General features: G+C 67.9%; 21 protein-coding genes. 18 read left to right on the plus strand and 3 right to left on the minus strand.

The features are described 5' to 3' along the window. Genes serC through aroA form a run of 4 tightly spaced genes read left to right on the plus strand, consistent with a single transcriptional unit; the run spans position 1 to position 4,481 of the window. Positions 1 to 1,131 carry a 3-phosphoserine/phosphohydroxythreonine transaminase gene (serC, locus tag N5K27_RS00440; RefSeq protein ID WP_087836640.1) on the plus strand — a complete coding sequence of 377 codons (1,131 nt, stop codon included), beginning with the start codon at positions 1 to 3 and terminating at the stop codon, positions 1,129 to 1,131. Then, complete coding sequence (gene pheA / locus N5K27_RS00445) at positions 1,124 to 2,206, plus strand: prephenate dehydratase (RefSeq protein WP_087836641.1); 1,083 nt, start codon at positions 1,124 to 1,126, stop codon at positions 2,204 to 2,206. Before serC ends, pheA begins: the two co-directional genes overlap by 8 nt. Positions 2,207 to 2,220: 14 nt before the next feature. Then, on the plus strand, positions 2,221 to 3,147 hold the full coding sequence (locus tag N5K27_RS00450) for a prephenate dehydrogenase/arogenate dehydrogenase family protein (RefSeq protein ID WP_279813661.1): 927 nt from the start codon (positions 2,221 to 2,223) through the stop codon (positions 3,145 to 3,147). A 5-nt stretch (positions 3,148 to 3,152) separates the two neighbouring features. Beyond that, on the plus strand, positions 3,153 to 4,481 hold the full coding sequence (gene aroA / locus N5K27_RS00455) for a 3-phosphoshikimate 1-carboxyvinyltransferase (RefSeq protein WP_087836652.1): 1,329 nt from the start codon (positions 3,153 to 3,155) through the stop codon (positions 4,479 to 4,481). Here the strand turns inward: aroA and N5K27_RS00460 are convergent. Continuing rightward, entirely contained in the window at positions 4,457 to 4,672 is a 216-nt protein-coding gene (locus N5K27_RS00460) for a DUF2061 domain-containing protein (RefSeq protein ID WP_087836643.1), read from the minus strand. The genes aroA and N5K27_RS00460 overlap by 25 nt on opposite strands. 102 nt (positions 4,673 to 4,774) lie before the next feature. Here N5K27_RS00460 and cmk point away from each other — a divergent pair, with 102 nt between their 5' ends. The 9 genes from cmk (at position 4,775) to cysM (ending at position 13,246) form a co-directional block, all read left to right on the plus strand. After that, entirely contained in the window at positions 4,775 to 5,455 is a 681-nt protein-coding gene (gene cmk, locus N5K27_RS00465; RefSeq protein WP_279813665.1) for a (d)CMP kinase, read from the plus strand. A 137-nt stretch (positions 5,456 to 5,592) separates the two neighbouring features. Then, on the plus strand, positions 5,593 to 7,299 hold the full coding sequence (rpsA, locus tag N5K27_RS00470) for a 30S ribosomal protein S1 (protein ID WP_087836645.1): 1,707 nt from the start codon (positions 5,593 to 5,595) through the stop codon (positions 7,297 to 7,299). Positions 7,300 to 7,478: 179 nt separating this feature from the next. Then, positions 7,479 to 7,781 carry an integration host factor subunit beta gene (locus tag N5K27_RS00475; RefSeq protein ID WP_087778781.1) on the plus strand — a complete coding sequence of 101 codons (303 nt, stop codon included), beginning with the start codon at positions 7,479 to 7,481 and terminating at the stop codon, positions 7,779 to 7,781. A 169-nt stretch (positions 7,782 to 7,950) separates the two neighbouring features. Further along, entirely contained in the window at positions 7,951 to 8,274 is a 324-nt protein-coding gene (locus tag N5K27_RS00480) for a LapA family protein (RefSeq protein WP_087836646.1), read from the plus strand. Between the two features lie 9 nt (positions 8,275 to 8,283). Beyond that, positions 8,284 to 9,561, plus strand: a complete 1,278-nt coding sequence (gene lapB / locus N5K27_RS00485; RefSeq protein WP_087836647.1) for a lipopolysaccharide assembly protein LapB — start codon at positions 8,284 to 8,286, stop codon at positions 9,559 to 9,561. Between the two features lie 243 nt (positions 9,562 to 9,804). Continuing rightward, positions 9,805 to 10,752, plus strand: coding sequence for a D-glycero-beta-D-manno-heptose-7-phosphate kinase (gene rfaE1 / locus N5K27_RS00490; protein ID WP_087836653.1), 948 nt, complete (start codon positions 9,805 to 9,807; stop codon positions 10,750 to 10,752). 15 nt (positions 10,753 to 10,767) lie between these two features. Further along, positions 10,768 to 11,757: an ADP-glyceromanno-heptose 6-epimerase gene (rfaD, locus tag N5K27_RS00495; protein ID WP_087836649.1), complete on the plus strand. Its 990-nt coding sequence runs from the start codon at positions 10,768 to 10,770 to the stop codon at positions 11,755 to 11,757. Positions 11,758 to 11,909: 152 nt separating this feature from the next. Continuing rightward, on the plus strand, positions 11,910 to 12,311 hold the full coding sequence (locus N5K27_RS00500) for a helix-hairpin-helix domain-containing protein (protein WP_087836650.1): 402 nt from the start codon (positions 11,910 to 11,912) through the stop codon (positions 12,309 to 12,311). 29 nt (positions 12,312 to 12,340) lie between these two features. Then, on the plus strand, positions 12,341 to 13,246 hold the full coding sequence (gene cysM, locus N5K27_RS00505; RefSeq protein ID WP_087836651.1) for a cysteine synthase CysM: 906 nt from the start codon (positions 12,341 to 12,343) through the stop codon (positions 13,244 to 13,246). Here cysM and mltB read toward each other — a convergent pair. Further along, positions 13,219 to 14,448 (minus strand): lytic murein transglycosylase B, encoded by a 1,230-nt coding sequence (gene mltB / locus N5K27_RS00510; protein ID WP_279813674.1) that lies wholly within the window; start codon positions 14,446 to 14,448, stop codon positions 13,219 to 13,221. The genes cysM and mltB overlap by 28 nt on opposite strands. Positions 14,449 to 14,534: 86 nt before the next feature. Between mltB and N5K27_RS00515 the strand changes: the two genes are divergently transcribed. The 4 genes from N5K27_RS00515 (at position 14,535) to N5K27_RS00530 (ending at position 19,205) form a co-directional block, all read left to right on the plus strand. Next, on the plus strand, positions 14,535 to 15,455 hold the full coding sequence (locus N5K27_RS00515; protein WP_087841048.1) for a histone deacetylase family protein: 921 nt from the start codon (positions 14,535 to 14,537) through the stop codon (positions 15,453 to 15,455). 164 nt (positions 15,456 to 15,619) lie between these two features. Then, positions 15,620 to 16,369: an electron transfer flavoprotein subunit beta/FixA family protein gene (locus N5K27_RS00520; protein ID WP_087840980.1), complete on the plus strand. Its 750-nt coding sequence runs from the start codon at positions 15,620 to 15,622 to the stop codon at positions 16,367 to 16,369. Positions 16,370 to 16,371: 2 nt separating this feature from the next. Next, complete coding sequence (locus N5K27_RS00525) at positions 16,372 to 17,301, plus strand: FAD-binding protein (protein WP_087840981.1); 930 nt, start codon at positions 16,372 to 16,374, stop codon at positions 17,299 to 17,301. Between the two features lie 107 nt (positions 17,302 to 17,408). After that, positions 17,409 to 19,205 carry an acyl-CoA dehydrogenase gene (locus tag N5K27_RS00530; protein WP_087840982.1) on the plus strand — a complete coding sequence of 599 codons (1,797 nt, stop codon included), beginning with the start codon at positions 17,409 to 17,411 and terminating at the stop codon, positions 19,203 to 19,205. A gap of 21 nt (positions 19,206 to 19,226) precedes the next feature. Here the strand turns inward: N5K27_RS00530 and N5K27_RS00535 are convergent, their stop codons facing one another. Then, complete coding sequence (locus N5K27_RS00535; protein ID WP_087840983.1) at positions 19,227 to 19,844, minus strand: alpha/beta hydrolase; 618 nt, start codon at positions 19,842 to 19,844, stop codon at positions 19,227 to 19,229. Positions 19,845 to 20,070: 226 nt separating this feature from the next. Between N5K27_RS00535 and N5K27_RS00540 the strand changes: the two genes are divergently transcribed. Continuing rightward, complete coding sequence (locus tag N5K27_RS00540) at positions 20,071 to 20,715, plus strand: peroxiredoxin (protein WP_087840984.1); 645 nt, start codon at positions 20,071 to 20,073, stop codon at positions 20,713 to 20,715. Positions 20,716 to 20,777 lie beyond the last annotated feature (62 nt).

A 20,777-nucleotide genomic window follows, 5' to 3' on the forward strand; every position in this document is an offset into this window, starting at 1 on the left:
ATGAATCGACCCTACAACTTCTCGGCCGGGCCGGCCGTACTTCCCGAGGCCGTGCTGCAGCAGGCGGCGGCCGAAATGCTGGACTGGCACGGCAGCGGCATGTCCGTGATGGAAATGAGCCATCGCGGCAAGCACTTCGAGCAGATCTGCGACGAGGCCGAGGCCGACCTGCGCGAGTTGCTCTCGGTGCCGGACGACTATGCCGTGCTGTTCCTGCAGGGGGGCGGGCTGGGCGAGAACGCCATCGCGCCGATGAACCTGATCGGCCGCCGCGAGGCGCATGCGGCCGACTACGTGGTAAGCGGTTCGTGGTCGGCCAAGTCCTTCGCGGAAGCCCGGCGCTACGGCGACGTGGCCGTGGCGGCCACGTCCGAGCAGGCCGCCGTCGTGGACGGCGCGCAGCAAGGTCCGTGGACCTACATGCCGGACCCCGCTTCCTGGCGCGTGCGCCCGCAGGCGAGCTATGTCCACCTGTGCAGCAACGAGACCATAGGCGGCGTCGAATTCATGGATTGGCCCGACCTGGCGGCGCTGGGCGCGCCCGGCGCCGCGCTGACCGTGGACGCATCCTCGCACATCCTGTCCCGGCCCATGGACGTGCGCCGCGCCGGGCTGATCTACGCCGGCGCGCAGAAGAACATCGGGCCGGCGGGGCTGACCATCGTCATCGTGCGCAAGGATCTGCTGGGCCACGCCTTGCCCATCTGCCCGTCGGCGTTCGACTACGGCATCGTGGCCAAGGAGCGCTCGCGCTTCAACACGCCGCCCACGTATGCGATCTACGTCGCCGGGCTGGTGTTCAAGTGGCTCAAGCAGCGGGGCGGCGTGGTGGCCATGGAAGCCGCCAACGTGGAGAAGGCCCGGCTGCTGTACGACTATCTCGACAGCACCTCGTTCTATCGCAATCCGGTGCACCGGCCCGTCCGGTCGCGCATGAACGTGCCGTTCATGCTGCGCGACGATGCGCTGAATGCGCCGTTCCTGCAGGCGGCCGAAGCCGCGCGCCTGCTGCAGCTCAAGGGGCACAAGAGCGTGGGCGGCATGCGCGCGTCCATCTACAACGCGATGTCCATCGAGGGCGTGCGCGCCCTGGTCGACTTCATGAAGGAATTCGAGCGCAGCCATGGATGACGATCTGCAAAAGAAGCTGGCGCCGCTGCGCGAGCGCATCGATGCCATCGACGCCCAGGTGCTCGAGCTCCTGTCCGAGCGCGCGCGTACCGCACAGGCGGTGGGAATGGCGAAGGAGCACCACGCCGGAGCCGTGTTCCGGCCCGAGCGCGAGGCCCAGGTCATCCGCCGGCTGCAGGAGCTCAATGCCGGCCCGTTGCCCGGCCAGGCGCTGTCCGCCATCTGGATGGAGATCATGTCGGCGTGCCGCGCGCTGGAGCAGCCCGCCCGCGTCGCCTATCTCGGTCCGCAGGGCACCTATTCCGAACAGGCCGTGCTGGCGCATTTCGGCCATGCGGTCGACGCGATCTCGTGCGGCACGATCGACGAGGTCTTCCGTTCGGTGGAGACCCGCCGCGCGGACTTCGGCATCGTTCCGCTCGAGAATTCCAACGAAGGCGCCGTCAACCGCACGCTGGACCTGCTGCTGTCCTCGCCGGTGAAGGTGCTGGGCGAGCGTTCGGTGGCCGTGGTGCAATGCCTGATGACCCAGAGCGGCACGCTGGACGGCGTGAGCGTCATCCGCTCGCATCCGCAATCGCTGGCGCAGTGCCAGGGCTGGCTGTCCGATCATCATCCCGAACTGGCCCGCGCGTCGGCGGCCAGCAATGCCGAGGCGGCCCGCCTGGCTTCCGAGGATCCCACCGTCGCGGCCATCGCCAGCGAGCAGGCGGCACAGCGCTGGGGCCTGAAGGTCGTGGCCGCGGGCATCCAGGACGATCCGCACAATCGCACCCGCTTCCTGGCCATCGGCCATCTCGAGACCACGCCCTCGGGCCGCGACAAGACCAGCCTGATCCTGGCCGTGCCCAACGAGGCCGGTGCGGTCTACCGGATGCTTGCTCCGCTGGCCGAGAACGACGTGTCCATGACGCGCTTCGAATCCCGCCCGGCCCGCACCGGCCAGTGGGAATACTATTTCTACGTGGACATCGAAGGCCATCGCCAGGATCCCAAGGTCGCCAAGGCCCTGGCCGCGCTCCAGGCGCGCGTGGCGTTCTTCAAGGTGCTGGGGTCGTACCCGGTATCTGCGTGAGCGGAGACCTACCCATGTCGCATCCGGATTCGGCCGGGGGGGCCTCCGGTTCCTCGCGGCCATTGGTACCGGTGCTCGCGGTCGTGGGCGTGGGGCTGATCGGCGGCTCGTTCGCCGCCGCGCTGCGGCGGGCCGGACAGGTCGGCGAGGTCTGGGGCGTCGGCCGCCAGGTCGCGACGCTCGAGCAGGCGCGCAAGCTGGGCCTGATCGACCGTCCTGCCACGCTGCAGGAAGCGGCGCGGGCCGACCTGATCCTGATGGCCGTGCCGGTGGGCGCGACGCGTGCGACCCTGGATGGCCTGGCTCCGCACCTGGGGCCCGATACCGTCGTCACCGACGCCGGCAGTACGAAGATGGACGTCGTGCGCGCCGCGCGCGAGGCGCTGGGCGGCCGCATCGGCCAGTTCGTGCCGGGCCATCCGATCGCCGGCAGCGAACAGAGCGGCCCGGGCGCCGCCTTTGCCGACTTGTACCAGGACCGCACGGTGATCCTGACCCCGCTGGACGAGAATCCGCCCGGGGCCGTCGGATTGGTCGAGCAGGCATGGGCCACCTGCGGCGCCCGGATCAGGACGATGCGTCCGGGCGAACACGACACCGTGCTCGCGTCGGTCAGCCACGTGCCGCACCTGCTGGCATTCGCCTACATGGCCCAGGTGCTGGAGGCCGCCGATGCGCCCCTGCGGCTGGACCTGGCCGGCAGCGGGTTCCGCGATTTCACCCGCATCGCCGGCGGGTCGCCCGACATGTGGCGTGACATCTTCCTGGCAAACCGCGAAGCCATGATGCAAGAGACCGCCGCGGTGCGGCGGGCCCTGGACGCCTTCGAGCAGGCCATGCGCCAGGGCGACGCGGCGGGCCTGCAAGCCATGCTGGAGACCGTGTCGAAATCCCGGCGCGCCTGGCGGGCCGGGCAGCCATCTCCCGATACGAACGAATGACCGCCATGACCGATTCCCGCCATCCGCCGTATCTCGACCTGGCGCCGGCGCGCCACGCGCGGGGTACCGTCGACCTGCCCGGTTCCAAGAGCATCTCCAATCGCGTGCTGCTGTTGTCCGCGCTGGCCGAGGGGACGACCCGCCTGACCGGCTTGCTGGATTCGGACGACACCCAGGTCATGCTGGCGGCATTGCGCAAGCTGGGCATAACGATTTCTTCGGGCCAGCGTCCGGACGAAGTGCTGGTCGAGGGGGCGCGGCGCTTCCCGGTGGGCCAGGCCGACCTGTTCATGGGCAACGCGGGCACGGCCATCCGGCCGCTGACCGCCGCGCTGGCGATGATGGGCGGGCATTACCTGTTGCACGGCGTGCCACGCATGCACGAGCGCCCGATCGGCGACCTGGTGGACGCGCTGCGCATGCTGGGCGCGCGCGTGGCCTACCAGGGGCGCGAGGGCTATCCGCCGCTGTCGCTGGGCTGGGGCGAACCGGACCTGTCCCGGCCGGTCAAGGTCAACGGCTCGGTTTCCAGCCAGTTCCTGACCGCGCTGCTGCTGGCGGCTCCGCTGGCTACCCAGGCCGCTGGCCGGGACTTCGTGATCGAGGTCGAGGGCGAGCTGATTTCCAAGCCCTACGTCGAGATGACGCTGAACCTGATGCGCCGCTTCGGTGTGACGGTCGAGCGCGAGGGCTGGCTGCGCTTCACCGTTCCCGCCCAGGCTGCCTACCGGTCGCCGGGCCAGATGCTGGTCGAGGGGGACGCCTCGTCGGCCTCCTATTTCCTGGCGCTGGGCGCGATAGGCGGTGGTCCGGTGCGCGTGGCCGGCGTCGGCCGCGACAGCATCCAGGGCGACGTGGCGTTCGCCGACACCCTGGCGGCGATGGGCGCCGAGGTCGAGATGGGGCCGGACTGGATAGAGACCCGCGGCGTCAAGGTGGCCGAAGGCGCTCGCCTGAAGGCCTTCGACGCCGATTTCAACCTGATCCCGGATGCCGCGATGACCGCCGCGGTCCTGGCCTTGTATGCGGACGGCCCGTGCCGCCTGCGCAACATCGCGAGCTGGCGGGTCAAGGAAACCGATCGCATCCACGCGATGCAGACCGAGCTGGCCAAGCTGGGGGCGACGGTGACCGCCACCCCGGACAGCCTGACCGTGACCCCTCCCGCCACCTGGACGCCTGCCGAGATCGGCACCTGGGACGATCACCGCATGGCCATGTGCTTCTCGCTGGCGGCGTTCGGTCCCGTGGGGGTGCGCATTCTCGATCCCGGCTGCGTGAGCAAGACCTTTCCCACGTATTTCGATGTCTATGCGGGGCTGGTGGGGGCCTGAGCCGCGGCGGCCGGGTTCCCGGCGCGCCGGTCCCGTTCCCAGAATTTGTCGAAGAAATAGTGCACGACGGTGTTGACGGCCGGCTCGATGAAGGTGACCGCGCCGCTCAGCGCCACGCTGCCGGTAATAATGTAGGTGACGCTGAACGAGGTCACGATATGCAGGCCGCCGAAGGCAAGGGTCTTGGCCATCGTCGTCTTCCTTGATTGGTAATGAGAATCGTTATCGAATTGTGCGCCGACTCGCGAGGCGACGCCAATTGATCGATACGATAAAAATGATAGGTTTCTTAAATGAATGGTTCCACCGTTCCCATGATCGCCATCGACGGGCCGACCGCCTCGGGCAAGGGCACCATCGCGGCGCGCGTGGCGGCCCGGTTGGGCTGGCATCTGCTGGACAGCGGGGCGCTGTACCGCCTGACCGCGCTGGCCTGCCTGGAGCAGGGTATCGCGGCCGGTGACGAGCAAGGCGCGGCCGCCGCCGCGGCCGCCCTGGACGTGCGCTTCGTCGCCGACGGGGTCTTCATGGGCGGGCGCGACGTCAGCGCCGACATCCGGCGCGAGGAAGTCGGCAACATGGCCTCGCAGGTGGCGGTCCTGGCGCCGGTGCGGGCGGCGTTGCTCGACCGCCAGCGCGCTTTCCGGTGCCCGCCCGGGCTGGTGGCCGACGGCCGGGACATGGGGACGGTTGTTTTTCCGGATGCCGACCTCAAGATATTCCTGGTGGCCAGCGCCGAGGCGAGGGCCCAGCGACGCTATAAACAGTTGATCGAAAAGGGTTTTTCGGCTAACCTCTTAACCCTTTTGCGCGATCTGGAAGCGCGCGATGCGCGCGATACGCAACGGGCGAACGCGCCTTTGGCCGCCGCCCACGATGCCCTGGTGCTCGATTCCTCCCACCTCACCATCGACCAGACGGTCGAGCAGGTGATGAGCTGGTGGGGCGAGCGCTCGGGCGCATCGCGTAGCTGATGGCGCAGCGGCAATCATAGTCAGCACGTAGTACAGGCCCTCAGCAATGAGGTATTGCAACTCCACCGATTGGTGCGGTGTCAGGTCGAATGTCTCGGCCGCCCCCATGAAGTGCGTAACCCGGTAATACATCAACAATGTCTTCGGTTTCCCAAGCCCCTGCCGGCGAAGAAAGCTTTGCCGCCCTGTTCGAAGAAAGCATCAAGCGCCAGGAAATGAAATCCGGCGAAGTCATCACCGCCGAGGTGGTGCGCATCGACCATAACTTCGTCGTGGTCAATGCCGGCCTGAAGTCCGAGGCCTTGATCCCGCTCGAGGAATTCCTCGACGACAAGGGCGAGCTCGAAGTCTCCGAAGGCGATTTCGTCTCGGTGGCCATCGACGCGCTCGAAAACGGCTACGGCGACACCGTGCTGTCGCGCGACCGCGCCAAGCGCCTGGCTGCCTGGCTGCAGCTCGAGAAGGCCCTGGAGTCCGGCGATCTCGTCACCGGCACCATCACCGGCAAGGTCAAGGGCGGCCTGACCGTCATGACCAACGCGATCCGTGCCTTCCTGCCGGGTTCGCTGGTCGACCTGCGTCCCGTCAAGGACACCACTCCGTACGAAGGCAAGACCCTCGAATTCAAGGTCATCAAGCTCGATCGCAAGCGCAACAACGTCGTGCTGTCGCGCCGCGCCGTGCTCGAGGCCAACATGGGCGAAGAGCGCCAGAAGCTGCTCGAGACCCTGCACGAAGGCGCGATCGTCAACGGCGTCGTCAAGAACATCACCGACTACGGTGCGTTCGTCGACCTGGGCGGCATCGACGGCCTGCTGCACATCACCGACCTGGCATGGCGCCGTGTGCGTCATCCCTCGGAAGTCCTGTCCGTCGGCCAGGAAATCCAGGCCAAGGTCCTCAAGTTCGACCAGGAAAAGAACCGCGTCTCGCTGGGCGTCAAGCAACTGGGCGAAGATCCGTGGGTGGGCCTGGCTCGCCGCTACCCGCAGGGCACCCGCCTGTTCGGCAAGGTCACCAACCTGACCGACTACGGCGCGTTCGTCGAGGTCGAGGCCGGCATCGAGGGCCTGGTCCACGTGTCCGAAATGGACTGGACCAACAAGAACGTCGATCCCAAGAAGGTCGTCACCCTGGGTGACGAAGTGGAAGTCATGGTCCTCGAGATCGACGAAGACCGTCGCCGCATCTCGCTGGGCATGAAGCAGTGCCGTCCCAACCCGTGGGAAGAGTTCTCGATCAACCACAAGCGTGGCGACAAGGTCCGCGGCGCCATCAAGTCGATCACCGACTTCGGCGTGTTCGTCGGCCTGCCCGGCGGCATCGATGGCCTGGTGCACCTGTCCGACCTGTCCTGGAGCGAGTCCGGCGAAGAAGCCGTGCGCAACTTCAAGAAGGGCGACGAGGTCGAGGCCGTGGTGCTGGGCATCGACACCGAGAAGGAACGCATCTCGCTGGGCATCAAGCAGCTGGAAGGCGATCCGTTCAACAACTTCGTGGCCACCCATGACAAGGGCGCCGTCGTCCAGGGCACCGTGAAGTCGGTCGAGGCCAAGGGTGCAGTCGTGACCCTGTCGGTCGACGTCGAAGGCTACCTGCGCGCTTCCGAGATCTCTTCGGGCCGCGTGGAAGATGCCACCACGGTGCTGAAGGCCGGCGACAACATCGACGCCATGATCCTGAACATCGACCGCAAGACGCGTTCGATCCAGCTCTCGATCAAGGCCAAGGACAGCGCCGAGACGGCCGAGGCCATCCAGCGCATGTCGGATGCCAGCGCTTCGTCGGGTACCACCAACCTGGGCGCCCTGTTGAAGGCCAAGCTCGACCAGCAGAACGGCTGATAGGCCCACCCCCTGGGCGCTGATGCGCGCCCGGTATGGTGAGCCCCCAGCCGCTACGCGGCAGCCCCCCGAGGGGGGCCGGGGCCCGCCTTGGGGCGGGGCGGAGCCGGATCCGCCGTGCCCATGGGGAGGGTTGCCAGGTTGCCCGGTACGGCGTTCCAAGAGGTTTCATGAACTCAATGACGAAGTCCGAGTTGATCGCCCGATTGGCCGCCCGGTATCCGCAACTGGTCGCCAAGGACGCCGACTACGCCGTCAAGACCATCCTCGATGCGATGGCCCAGTCCCTGTCGGAGGGGCAGCGCATCGAGATCCGTGGTTTCGGCAGTTTTTCGTTGTCCAGGCGTCCGCCGCGTATCGGGCGCAATCCCAAGTCCGGTGAAAAGGTGCTGGTTCCCGAAAAGCGGGTGCCGCACTTCAAGGCCGGCAAGGAGTTGCGCGAGCGGGTCGACGCCCCCGTGCAAGAGCCTTCCGGGAACTGACCGGGCCTCGCAGGCCGCAGGCAAGCCCGAACAAAACCCCGCCAGCTCTCCAGCTGGCGGGGTTTTCTATTACCGCCCCGTCCCGGCCTCCCTTGGGGGCTCGCCATACCGGGCGCGCGAAGCGCGTAGGGGGGGATACAATCCTTTTTTTCCTCACCTGGAGCAAACCATGCGATATCTCGTCTGGGCGCTGAGACTGGTCATATTCGTGGTGGTCCTGCTGTTCGCGCTCAAGAATACCGACCGGGTGAACGTCTATTTCTTCGCCGATCACCTGATCAGCGAAGTGCCGCTGATCGTGGTCATGCTGGCCAGCTTCGTGGTCGGTGCGGTATTCGGCTTGTTGCTGACGGTGCCGGGCGTGATGCGCCGCCGGCGCGAGATCGCCTCGCTGCGGCGCGAGCTGGATCAGGCCCGGGCCGTGGCCAAGGGTGGCTCGGCCGCGGATGCGCCGCCGTCCCCCGACGCCATCCTGCCCGTGACCCCCTTGTAAGGGACCGATGTGGATTTCGAACCCTGGTGGCTGATCGCCATTCCCTTGTTGTTCGGGTTGGGCTGGGTGGCCGCGCGCGTGGACATCCGGCAGATGTTGTCCGAGCATCGCAGCGTGCCCGATTCCTATTTCCGCGGGCTCAACTTCCTGTTGAACGAGCAGCACGACCGTGCCATCGACGCTTTTATCGAGGTGGCCAAGCTCGACCCCGAGACGATCGAGCTGCACTTCGCCCTGGGCAGTCTGTTCCGGCGCCGCGGTGAGATCGAGCGTGCCATACGCGTGCACCAGAATCTGCTGCAGCGAGCCGACCTGCCGGACAACCAGCGTGAGCAGGCCTTGCACGAACTGGCGCAGGACTATCTGCGCGCCGGCATGCTGGACCGGGCCGAAGCGGCATTCGACCAGTTGAAGGGAACGCGATTCGCCCCCGACGCCCTGCGTGCGCTGATCCGGATCCACGAGACCGAACGGGATTGGCCGCATGCCATCCAGGCCGTGCAGGCCTTGCAGGGACTGATCGACGAACCCGTGTCCCAGGCCGTTCATTTCCATTGCGAGGAAGCCGCGGCGGCGCTGGCCGCCGGCAACATGGACGCCGCCCATGCTGCGCTGGACGCGGCCACGCATGCCTCGGTCCAGGCCCAGCGGGGCAGCGGCACGGCTCCGCATGTGCGCATCGCCATGATGCGGGCCGATCTGGCCCGGCGCGAAGGCGACCTGCGGGCGCAGCGCCTGCACCTGGAGTCCGTGCTGTCCGCGCATCCCGAGTACGCGGGCCTGGTGGCCGAGCAGTTCCTTGCCAACCACGAGGCGCGCGGTACGGCCAGCGAGGGGCTGGAGAAGCTCGAGGCGCACTATGCGCGCCACCCGTCGCTGGATCTGTTCGATGCGATCTTCCAGGCGCTGCGCCGGCAGCGCGGCCTGGCGCAGGCCTGGAACTTCGCCCGCGGCGCCTTGCAGCGCAATCCGTCGCTGCTGGGGCTGGACCGGCTGCTCGAGGCACAGGTGGCGGGCGACAAGGCCGCGCAGGTCGAACCCGGGCAGCAGGCGGCCGCGAACGTGGTGACGCTGAACAACCCGCAGGCTGATACCGCCTCGCCGTGGACGCCCGCGGACGATGCCGTGCTGATGCGCAGCCTGATACACAAGCATACGCAACGCCTGGATCGCTACGCCTGCCAGGCGTGCGGTTTCAAGGCCAAGCGGTTCCATTGGCAATGTCCGGGCTGCAACGCCTGGGAGACCTATGCACCCAAACGATTGGAAGAACTCGATGCAGGCTGAGGCCCCCCCCTACGCGCTGACGCGCGCCCAGTATGGTGAGCCCCCAGCCGCTACGCGGCAGCCTCACAAGGGGGCCGGGACCCGCCTTGGGGCGGCCCGGCGCCTGATCCCGGGGGCGATGCGGGTGGACCGGCGGAGCCGGATCCGCGGCGCCCTGGATCTGTGTGACGTTTTCTTGGTGTGTGGCATTGGCTGGCTGGCTGCCGGTTTTTCATTGGGGAGCAACGCATGAGCGCGTCGGCGTTGGGGGTGTTTCCCTCGGATGAGCAGCGCGCGGCGGCGCGGGTGTTGGTGGTGGGGGACGTGATGCTGGACCGTTATTGGTTCGGCGAGGTGCATCGCATTTCTCCCGAGGCGCCGGTGCCGGTGGTGCATGTGTCGCGCAGCGAGGACCGGCTGGGCGGGGCGGCGAACGTGGCGCGCAACGCGGCGACGCTGGGGGCGCATGTGACGCTGGTCGGCGTGGTGGGCGATGACGATTCCGGGCGTGCCATTGCGCGGTTGTGCGAGGACGAGGGGGTGCGCGCGGATCTGGTTGCGGATCCGTCGGTGCCGACCACGATGAAGATGCGCGTGCTGGGACGCCAGCAGCAGTTGCTGCGGGTGGATTTCGAGCAGCCGCCCTCGCCGGGCGTGCTGGCCGAGCTGGCGGCGCGGGTGGCGGTGCATATCGCCGACCACGACGTGGTGGTGCTGTCCGATTACGCCAAGGGCGTGCTGGACCAGGTGCAGGACCTGATCGCCCTGGCCCGCGCGCGCGGCTGCGTCGTGCTGGTGGATCCCAAGGGCGACGACTATGGACGCTATCGCGGCGCCTCGCTGGTCACGCCCAACCAGTCGGAAATGCGCGAGGCCGTGGGCCGCTGGCGCGACGAGGCGCAACTGGCCGAGCGGGCCCAGCATCTGCGCCAGGCGCTGGACCTGGAGGCCTTGCTGGTGACGCGCTCCGAGCTGGGCATGACGCTTTTCACGGCCGAGGGGCGCGACCACGTCGAGGCGCTGGCGCGCGAGGTGTTCGACGTCTCGGGTGCCGGCGATACCGTGATCGCCACGCTGGCCGTCATGCGCGCCGCGGGACTGGATCTGCATGTGGCCATGAGATGGGCCAACCTGGCGGGCGGCATCGTCGTCGGCAAGCTGGGAACGTCGATCGTGACGCCGGACGAGTTGCGCGCCGGCCTGGCGATCTAGATTGAGGAAATTGCCATGATCATCGTAACGGGAGCCGCCGGCTTCATCGGCAGCAATCTGGTCAAGGGCCTGAACGCCCGCGGCGAGCGCGACATCATCGCGGTCGACGATCTGCTCGAAGGCGACAAGTTCGTCAACCTGGTCGACTGCGAGATCGCGGACTACCTGGACAAGAATGATTTCCGCCGGCGCGTGGCGGATGGGTCGCTGCCCAAGGTGGATGCGATCCTGCACCAGGGCGCGTGTTCGGACACCACCGAGCGCAACGGCCAGTACATGATGGACAACAACTATCGCGTCACGCTGGAGCTCTTCGAGTATGCCCAGCGCGAGCGGATTCCCTTCCTGTATGCGTCGTCGGCCGCCGTTTATGGCGCGGGCCCGGTCTATGCCGAGGACTTGCGCAACGAGAAGCCGCTGAACGTCTACGGCTATTCGAAGTTCCTGTTCGACCAGGTGCTGCGCCGCCGCCTGGCCTCGCTGACCGCGCCGGTGGTGGGGCTGCGCTATTTCAACGTCTATGGCCCGCGCGAGCAGCACAAGGGCAGGATGGCCTCGGTGGCCTTCCACAACATGAACCAGTTCCTGAAGGAAGGCCACGTGCGTCTGTTCGGCGGCTGGGACGGCTACGGCGATGGACAGCAGCAGCGGGATTTCATCTCGGTCCACGACGTGGTCGAAGTGAACCTGCATTTCCTGGGCCGTCCGGTGTCCGGTGTCTACAACTGCGGCACCGGCCGGGCCCAGCCTTTCAACGACGTGGCGGCCGCGGTGGTCAACACGCTGCGCGAGGAGCGCGGCGAGGCGCCGCTGCCGCTGGCCGACCTGGCGGCGCAGGGGCTGCTGCGCTACATCGAGTTCCCCGAGGATCTCAAGGGTCGCTACCAGAGCTACACCCAGGCCGACACCACGCAATTGCGCGCGGCAGGCTTCACCGCGCCGATGCGGGACGTGCAGACGGGCGTTTCCGAGTACATCCGCGAGTTGCGCGGCATCTCGAAGTAGGGGGCGGCCGGAGGCCTCCCTACGCATTTCCCCCCTTGGACAGCGGGCCGTTCGCGCCCGCTTGCAGGGCGGTTCCTGGAGCAAGCTTGCGATGACGCCGGACGGTGTCGCGGCGGCCGGCCGGTCGCCGGCAACTCTCAAGGAGCCTAGCCATGAATCCTTTCCTCGATCCCACCCGCGCCGAACCCGATCCCAGGCCCTATCGCATGCGCGGCGCCCGGCTACGCGCGGGAAGGCTGGCCGCCACCGCCAGCCTCGGGCTGGCCATGCTGGGCGGAGCCCATGCCGCCAGCGTGGACGTGAATACCGCGACGCCGTCCCAGCTCGAGGCCGTACGGGGCATCGGCGCCAAGACCGCCGCCAGCATCGTCCAGGAACGCCGCCGAGGGGGGCCGTTCTCGTCGTTCGAGGACCTGGCCGGACGCGTGCGCGGGCTGGGCACGAAGCGGCTCCAGGGGTTGCGGGCGGCCGGATTGGCTATCGGCCCGGCCGGCCGCGAGGGGCCGGCCATCATGGTCAATATGCCTCCGGGCAGTAAGGGGAAAGGGAACTAAACCGGGCCGGCTGGATTATGATGGGGCGCATGAGAAGCTACCCCACCATCGAACAGACCATCGGCAACACGCCCCTGGTCCGGCTCCAGCGCATCCCGGGAGAAGGCAACGCCGCGCGCGGCAACGTCATTCTCGCGAAGCTGGAAGGCACCAATCCGGCCGGTTCCGTCAAGGACCGCCCGGCCTTGTCCATGATCGCCCGGGCCGAGGCCAGGGGCGAGATCAAGCCGGGCGACACCCTGATCGAGGCGACCAGCGGAAACACCGGCATCGCCCTGGCCCTGGTGGCGGCCATACGTGGCTACCGCATGATCCTGATCATGCCCGACAACCTGTCGCTCGAGCGCCGCGCGGCCATGACGGCCTATGGGGCCGAACTGATCCTGACGCCGGCTTCGCAAGGGGGCATGGAATACGCCCGCGACCTGGCCTTGCAGATGCAGGCCGAGGGCAAAGGCAAGGTGCTGGACCAGTTCGCCAATCCCGACAACCCGCTGGCCCACGTCGAGACCACCGGGCCGGAAATCTGGCGCGATACCGACGGGCAGGTCACCCACTTCGTCAGCGCCATGGGTACCACGGGAACCATCGTGGGCGTCTCGCGCTATTTGAAGAGCCGCAATCCGGCGGTCCGGGTGGTGGGCGCGCAGCCGGCCGAAGGTTCGCAGATTCCCGGCATCCGCAAATGGCCCGAGGCCTATCTGCCCAAGATCTACGACCCGTCGGCGGTCGACAGCCAGGAGTCCGTCACCCAGGCCGAAGCCGAGGAGATGGCCCGCCGGCTGGCAGCGGAAGAAGGCATCTTCGGCGGCATCTCGTCCGCCGGCGCGCTGGTGGCGGCGCTGCGCGTGGCCGAAACCGTCAGCAACGCCACCATCGTCTTCATCGTTTGCGACCGTGGCGACCGCTATTTGTCCACCGGCGTATTCAACTGACTGACCCGGCTCGCCACGCGGCCGCGCCGTTCGAGCTCCACGGCCAGGTCGGTGACCGAGGTGGCGTAGAAGTAGCTGCGGTTGTATTCGGTCAGGGCGAAGAAGTTGGGCGCGGCGACGCGGTATTCGGTCGTGCCCGTCGCGCCGTCGTACAGATCGATCACGGCCAGCGGCCATTGCATCCACGCGTCCGACATTCCCGCCACCTTGGGCGCCCGCGCGCCCGCCGCCTGCAGCCGGGTCCAGTCGAGCGTGGGCTTGAGCCCGCCGTCGACCAGCGCGGCCGGGTCGCCCGGTAGCCGCACCGGCAGGAACACCGGCTGGTCGCGCTGCCATCCATGTTCGACCAGGAAGTTGGCCACCGAGGCGATGGCGTCGGCGGGGCTGGCGAGCAGATCGATGCGGCCATCGCCATCGCCGTCGACCGCGAACTGGCGCAGGCTGCCGGGCATGAACTGCGGCAGGCCGATGGCGCCCGCGTACGAACCCTTTACCGCCAGCGGGTCGGCGCCGGTTTCCTTGCACCAGATCAGGAACTGCGCCAGTTGCTCGCGGAAGAAGGCGCTGCGGTCGCTGCGCGCCTGGGCCGGGTAGTTGAAGGCCAGCGTCGCCAGCGCGTCGATGACGCGGAAATTACCGGTGACCCGGCCGTAGAACGTTTCCACGCCGATGACGCTGACGATGATGGAGGCGGGCACGCCGTACCTGGCCTCGGCGCGCGCCAGGTCCTGTGCATGTTCCTCCTGGAACGCGATGCCTTCCTTGATGCGGCGGCTTTCGATGAAGCGCGCGCGGTACCGGGGCCAACTGCGCACCGTGGGCGAGGAGGGCGGCAGCACGAGCCGCGCGACGGTTTCCGAATACTTGGCCTGGTCGAGCAGGACGCCGACCCGGGCGGCGTCCAGGCCCCGGCCGGCCATGTCGGCGACGAAAGCGCGCCGGGCCTCGGCGGCCGGCATGGGGCCGGAGGGCGCGGGCACCGGTACCGGGACGGCCACCGGCGCGGCGGGCGCCGGCGCCACGGGCTGCGCGGCCGGGCCGGAGCCCGGAGCGGCCTGCATGCCAGGGGAGGGCGGCACGCCCTGCATGGGGGCGGCGGCGGGGGGCGGGGGCGAGGCGCAGCCCCACAGGGCCAGCGCGGCAAGACCGGCGACGATCGGGCCGCTGCGCGACCCGGTCGGAAAGCGGGGTGTCGAATTCACGCGTAAGATTTCCGGAAAAGCGATATCGATAGCGTGATGCTGCCGGCTGTTCGGCCGCGATGCAAGTCGGGCGCATAATGGAGGCCATGGCTACGCTTTACTTCACGCATCCGGCGTGCCGGCAGCACGAGATGGGCGAAGGGCACCCCGAGTGCCCGGCGCGGCTGGACGCGATCTCCGACCAGTTGCTTGCCTCGGGCGTGGCGGTCCACCTGGTCGAGCGCGAGGCGCCGCAGGCCACGCAGGACGCGCTGCTGCGCGTGCATACCTCCGAGTACCTGGAATCACTGGTCGAGCGCTCGCCCGTGCACGGCTACGTCGAGCTCGACCCCGACACCTGCATGAACCCCCACACCTACGCGGCGGCGCTGCACGCGGCCGGCGCCGCGATCGCGGCCGTCGATGCCGTGCTGGCGGGAGAGGGCGAGTCGGCGTTCTGCGCGGTGCGGCCGCCCGGCCACCATGCGTGCCCCGACCAGGCCATGGGATTCTGCTTCCTGAGCAATGTGGCGATCGCCGCGCGCCATGCCATCGCGCGCCACGGTTTGACGCGCGTGGCGGTCGTGGATTTCGACGTGCATCACGGCAACGGCACCGAGGCGGCGCTGGCCGGCGACGAACGCGTGCTGATGTGCGGTTTCTTCCAGCATCCGTTCTATCCGTTCAGCGGTACCGCGCCCTGGGCCGACAACATGCTGAACGAACCCGTGCCCGCCTATACCGAAGGCGCGGCGATACGCGAACTGGTCGCGGCCCGGTGGCTGCCCAGGCTGGAGCGGTTCCGGCCCCAGCTCGTGCTGGTGTCGGCGGGCTTCGATGCGCACCGCGAGGACGATCTGGGCAGCATGGGGCTGGTCGAGTCGGATTTCGCCTGGATCACCGAGCAGTTGGTGGCGCTGGCCCAGCGCCACGGCGCGCGGGTCGTCAGTTGCCTGGAAGGCGGCTACAACCTGTCGGCGCTGGGGCGCAGCGCCACCGCCCACATACGCGCGCTGGCGGGGATCTGAGCCCCCATGCGCGCTCGTCGTCCGTATTTACCCGTATTCCAGGCCCGCGAGAGGGGCATGTCGATTACCTATAATCGACGGGTTTCCCTGTGGCGCGGCGACCGTGCCGTGTGCGTGCCCGTTACCCAGGCGTAGCCGGCTTATCTACAACGAGGTTGCAAACGATGAAGGTGTTAGTGCCAGTCAAGCGAGTGGTGGACTACAACGTGAAGGTCCGGGTGAAGTCGGACCAGACCGGCGTGGACATCGCGAACGTGAAGATGTCGATGAACCCGTTCGACGAAATCGCCGTGGAAGAGGCGACGCGCCTGAAGGAAAAGGGCGTGGCCAGCGAGATCCTGGCCGTGTCTTGCGGCGTCGCGCAGTGCCAGGAGACGCTGCGCACGGCGATGGCCATCGGCGCCGACCGCGCCATCCTGGTCGAGACGCAGCAGGAGCTGCAGCCGCTGGCCGTGGCCAAGCTGCTGAAGGCGCTGGTCGACAAGGAGCAGCCGCAGCTGGTCATCCTGGGCAAGCAGGCGATCGACGACGATGCGAACCAGACGGGCCAGATGCTGGCCGCGCTGCTGGATTGGCCGCAGGCGACCTTCGCGAGCAAGGTCGAGGTGGCCGACGGCAAGGCGACGGTGACGCGCGAAGTGGACGGCGGCCTGGAGACGGTGGCGCTGTCGCTGCCGGCCATCGTGACCACGGACCTGCGGTTGAACGAGCCGCGCTACGTGACGCTGCCCAACATCATGAAGGCCAAGAAGAAGCCGCTGGAGACCGTCAAGCCGGAAGACCTGGGCGTGGACGTGACGCCGCGCCTCAAGACGCTGAAGGTGGCCGAGCCGCCGGCGCGCAAGGCCGGGGTGAAGGTGGCGGACGTGGCCGAGCTGGTGGGCAAACTCAAGAATGAAGCGAAGGTGGTGTGAAGATGGCGATACTGGTCGTAGCGGAACATGACAATGCGCATCTGCGCGCGGCGACGCTGAACACGATCACGGCGGCGCAGCGCCTGGGTGGCGACGTGCACGTGCTGGTCGCGGGCGCGGGTGTGGGCGGAGCGGCGCAGGCGGCCTCGCAGGTGGCGGGCGTGGCCAAGGTGCTGTCGGCCGACGGCCCCGCGCTGGCCGATGGCCTGGCCGAGAACGTGGCGGCGCAGGTGCTGGCGGTGGCCCAGGGCTACAGCCACATCCTGTTCCCGGCCACGGCGTACGGCAAGAACGTGGCGCCGCGCGTGGCGGCCAAGCTGGACGTGGCGCAGATCTCCGACATCATCGGCATCGATTCGGCCGATACGTTCGAGCGTCCGATCTACGCGGGCAACGCGATCGCCACGGTGCAGTCGGCCGACGCCGTCAAGGTGATCACCGTGCGCACGACGGCCTTCGACGCGGCCGCGGCCACGGGCGGTTCGGCGCCGGTGGAAAGCCTGTCCGCGGTGGGCGACGGTGGCAAGTCCTCGTTCGTGGGGCGCGAGGTTGCCAAGAGCGACCGTCCCGAACTGACGGCGGCCAAGGCCGTGGTCTCGGGCGGACGCGGGATGGGCAGCGCCGAGAACTTCAAGCTGCTCGAGCCGCTGGCGGACAAGCTGGGCGCGGCCATGGGCGCGTCGCGCGCCGCGGTCGACGCGGGCTATGCCCCCAACGACTGGCAGGTAGGCCAGACCGGCAAGATCGTCGCGCCGCAGTTGTACGTGGCGGTGGGCATCTCCGGCGCGATCCAGCACCTGGCCGGCATGAAGGATTCGAAGGTGATCGTGGCGATCAACAAGGACGCCGAGGCGCCGATCTTCGGCGTGGCCGACTACGGGCTGGTGGCGGATCTGTTCACCGCCGTGCCCGAGCTCACGAAAGCGCTGTAGGCGCGAACGCCGCCGCGCCCTTGGGCTGCGGCGGCGCACCCGAACAGGGCCGGGCCGCCGGTCTTGCCGCCGCGCGGCCCTCGGTGCCCAACTGACCGGAGGTTTGCATGGCTTACGTGGCTCCATTGCGGGATATCCGATTCGTGCTGAACGAATTGGCCGGCCTGGACAAGGTTCATCAATTACCCGGTGGCGAGGAAGCCGGCCAGGAAGTCGTCGATGCGATCCTGGACGAGAACGCGCGCCTGCTCCAGGACGCGATCGCGCCGCTCAACCGCGACGGCGATCTGCAGCCGCCCACCTGGCGCGACGGCGCCGTCACCGCATCGCCGGGGTTCGCCCAGGCATTCCGCAGTTTCGTCGAAGGGGGCTGGCAGGGCTTGCAGCATCCGGTGGACTTCGGCGGGCAAGGCCTGCCCAAGGTCGTCGCCACCCCCTGCATGGAAAACCTGAACGCCGCCTGCCTGTCCTTCGCGCTGTGCCCCTTGCTGACCGATGGCGCCATCGAGGTGCTGCTGACGGCCGGGACCGAGGAGCAGAAGCGGCGCTTCATTCCTTCGATGATCGACGGTTCCTGGACCGGAACCATGAACCTGACCGAGCCGCAGGCCGGATCGGACCTGTCGCTGGTGCGCACGCGCGCCGTCGCGCAGCCCGACGGCAGCTATCGGCTGCACGGGCAGAAGATCTTCATCACCTACGGCGAGCACGACATGGCACGCAACATCGTGCACATGGTGCTGGCCCGGCTGGCGGACGCGCCCGAGGGCGTCAAGGGCCTGTCGCTGTTCATCGTGCCCAAGTTCCTGGTGAACGATGACGGGTCGCTGGGCAAGCGCAACGACGTGTGGTGCGCCTCGATCGAACACAAGCTGGGCATCAAGGCCAGCCCCACGGCCGTGCTGCTGTATGGCGAGGACAAGGGCGAGGTCGGCCCGGGCGCCATCGGCTATCTGGTGGGCGAGCCCAACCGCGGCCTGGAAACCATGTTCATCATGATGAACGCCGCGCGTTTCGCCGTCGGCTTGCAGGGTATCGCGGTGGCCGAGCGCGCCAGCCAGCATGCCGTGGCCTATGCCAAGGACCGCGTGCAGAGCCGGGCGGTCGAGGGTTCGGCCGGGCCCGTGGCCATCGTCCATCATCCGGACGTGCGCCGGATGCTGTTGACCATGCGCACGCTGACCGAGGCCGCCCGCGCCGTGGCCTACGTGGCCGCCGGGGCGCACGATTTCGCGCACCGGCATCCCGATGCCCAGGTGCGCGCGCGCAACCAGGCCTTCTACGAATACATGGTGCCCATCGTCAAGGGTTTCTCGACCGAGATGGCGGTGGAGGTGGCGTCGCTGGGCATACAGGTGCATGGCGGCATGGGCTTCATCGAGGAGACGGGCGCTGCCCAGTACTACCGCGATGCCCGCATCCTGTCGATCTACGAAGGCACCACCGCGATCCAGGCCAACGACCTGGTGGGACGCAAGACCGCGCGCGACGGCGGCGCGGTGGCCGCCGCCATCATCGGCCACATGCGCGAGACGCTGGCCGAGCTGGACGGCGACCAGGAACTGTCGGCCTTGCGCGGACAACTGGCCGACGCCATCCAGGCCTACGAGGAAGTGGTCCGTTTCGTGGTCGAACGCTATCGCGACGACGTGCGCGAGGTCTACGCGGGCAGCGTGCCCTACCTGATGCTGGCCGGGCTCACGCACGGCGGGTGGCAGATGGCGCGCGCCGCGCTGGCCTGCCGGCGCCGTATCGGCAAGGGCGATGTCGACAGCTTCTATCCGGCCAAGCTGGCGGGAGCACGGTTCTATTGCGCTCACCTGCTGCCGCGGGTCGAGGCGCTGCGCCGCGAGATCCTGCAGGGGGGAGCGAGCACGCTGGCCATGCCGGTCGACGCGTTCTGAGGCCGGCCTGGCCGGCGCCGCTCAGGGGGATGGGCGGTGATGGCCGGGCGCCAGGGACGGCGGCAGCGGAGGCGTACGGCAGGGGGCGACCGGGATGCGCCAGTGCGACCTGCGCCGCAGGGCAGCCAGCAGTTTGAGCCCCTGGGGCCACGCGCCGTACCCCGATTCGGCATTGATGTGGCCGGCATCGTCGAGCTGCTCGAAGCGGCTGCCCCAGGCCTCGGCGAATTCGCGGGCCCGATCCAGCGAGCAATACGGATCGTTGGTGCTGGCGACCACCACGCTCTGGAAGGGCAGCGTCTGCATCGGCACCGGGCAGAACGAGCGCAGCCGCGCCGGGGCGTTCGGCCGCTCGACGTCGGCGGGCGCTACCAGCAGGGCGCCCGCCACTTTCTCGCGCACCCGCAGCGGCAGGTGGCATATCGTGATGCAGCCCAGGCTGTGGGCGATCAACAGCGGCGGGCGCTGCGCCGCTTCGATGGCGGCGGCCAGGGTCGCGGTCCAGTCATGCAGGTCGGGCGAGGCCCAGTCGGCCTGCTGCACGCGCACCGCGCGCGGCAGACAGGCCTCCCACAGGCTCTGCCAGTGGCCGGGCCCGGAGTTGTTCCAACCTGGGACGATCAAGGGTTGCAGTCGCATGAGCGCATGATGGCGTCCCCGTTCATTACTGGGAACGAAGAATTTTGCGTTTGTTAATTACCGCAGCTTCGTTGGCGGTACGCCGCGCCGGGTAACGTCCTTATATGAAAAAATAAGTATCCGGCTTTCCTTTATGGTGGAAAGCTATATGGTTATGTGCAAACATTTGTTCCCGCTTCCCCGGCGGAACGCCAGAATGCTTCATTTGAAAACGTAGGAGACCGACATGACCGCATTGCGTCTGGGCGACACCGCTCCCGATTTCGAACAGGATTCCTCCAAGGGACGTATTCATTTCTACGACTACCTCGGCGACAGCTGGGGCGTGCTGTTCTCGCACCCGGCGGACTTCACGCCGGTCTGCACGACCGAACTGGGCTATACCGCCAAGCTCGCGCAAGAGTTCGCCAAGCGCAATGTGAAGGTGCTGGCGCTGTCGGTCGATCCGGTCGATTCCCATCAGCAGTGGATCGGCGACATCAACGATACGCAGAACACCCGGGTGGATTTCCCCATCCTGGCCGATGCCGACCGCAAGGTGTCCACGCTCTACGACATGATCCACCCGAATGCCAGCGCCACCGCCACGGTGCGCTCGGTCTTCGTGATCGACCCGGCCAAGAAGGTCAGGCTCATCATCACCTATCCCGCCAGCACGGGGCGCAACTTCGACGAGATCCTGCGCGTGATCGACTCGCTGCAGCTTACCGACAACTACAGCGTTGCGACGCCGGTGAACTGGAAGGACGGCGAAGACGTCATCATCGTGCCCTCGCTGCAGGATCCCGAGGTACTCAAGCAGAAGTTTCCCAAGGGCTACAAGGTGGTGCGGCCCTACCTGCGCACCACGCCCCAGCCCAACAAGGAGTAAGTCCGCGGCGGAAGAAGTGCCCGTGTCACGCACATGTGCTGTAATGCGGGCCTTCGTTTCCT

The organism is Pigmentiphaga sp. GD03639, from assembly GCF_029845405.1.
GTDB lineage: Bacteria > Pseudomonadota > Gammaproteobacteria > Burkholderiales > Burkholderiaceae_B > Pigmentiphaga > Pigmentiphaga daeguensis.